1 protein-coding gene is annotated in these 1092 nt (G+C 59.9%); it reads left to right on the top strand.

Going from position 1 to position 1092, the window contains the following annotated elements; all coding sequences use genetic code 11:
• Window positions 1–143: 143 nt before the first annotated feature.
• Window positions 144–950, top strand: coding sequence for a hypothetical protein (locus ACQ260_RS17280; protein WP_432560708.1), 807 nt, complete (start codon window positions 144–146; stop codon window positions 948–950).
• Window positions 951–1092: the final 142 nt, after the last annotated feature.

Here is a 1092-nt window from a genome sequence, read left to right as displayed (position 1 = left end):
CCCATCCAGTACGAAACCACCACGGCCTCCAAACCGGACGCCGCATAACAAACCTCTACGATTTCGGGGGAACCACAAAACGCTTCGCGCAGCACCAGCGCAGTCATGGCGACATCAGTTCCTTCACCTTTCAGCGAGTACCCATGCAGGACCTCTCCCGGGTGGAGCGGGAGTGCATTCATTCGTTGGAGGCATACGGGATCCGGCTGCGGAACCTCGACCATATGAGCGTCCTCCAGGGCGAGCGAGATCTGGACCTGATCGTCACACCCGATGAGCAGAGTCAGTGGTTGGCTCGGGAGAGCGCTCCCGAAGCTGAAGCCAGACAGGTCGACGACCCAGACCTGCGACGGCGCTACCGACGCCGGTTCGAGCAGTTCGTGCAGTTGCCACACGCGGAGGAAGCCCTCTTTCTGCTGGGCACCTACCTGCATGCCGTAATCCCGTTTGCTCGCCGCACCGAGCTCTCTTTCTGGTCGATCTCCTGCCTGCCGGATAACGGTCGCGGCGGGGTCTATTCGCGCGTCAACGTGAACATGCAGGAAGTGCTGACACTCGAAGCCGATGACCAGGGTCTCTGGGCGCACTTCCACCTGGCCAGGACTCCATTCGAGGAATATTTCGGAGAGGAATGGCAGGAAGCACTGGCCGAACATGGATGGAGTCCGCAACTGCATGGGTACCAGCCGGGCGGCCAGGACCAGTTCTGCTTGGCCGACAACGACCCTGAGGGTGCGAAAGAGTTGATGGTGTGGCCGGTGCCGAGCAATGCGATGTCCAAGCTGAACCTCAACTTGATGCGCCGGGGACCGAACTTCTACAGCAGTTCTCACTGCTTGGAACTTGTCGACGCCGCCGTCGCCACGTTCCAGCGACGCAAGCATGAACTGACTCCCGTGCACGGACTGATGCCTGAGGACGAGCGCCCCAGACAACGCTGGCACTACTAAGCACCGTGTGCAACTGAACTCGGCTCGAAATCACTGCCCGCTATTGATCATCCCGACTCGGGATTGGGACTGCTGCACGTTTGGGTGACATCTGATCTGTGGCGCTGATGAGTGTCACTGGAAGGATGTACCTCATGCCCAA

It is taken from the genome of Ammonicoccus luteus, assembly GCF_050880385.1.
In the GTDB taxonomy this organism is placed as follows: Bacteria; Actinomycetota; Actinomycetes; order Propionibacteriales; family Propionibacteriaceae; genus Enemella.
Note: the sequence above shows the minus strand (reverse complement) of the source record. Positions and strands in the feature narration are given on the sequence as shown.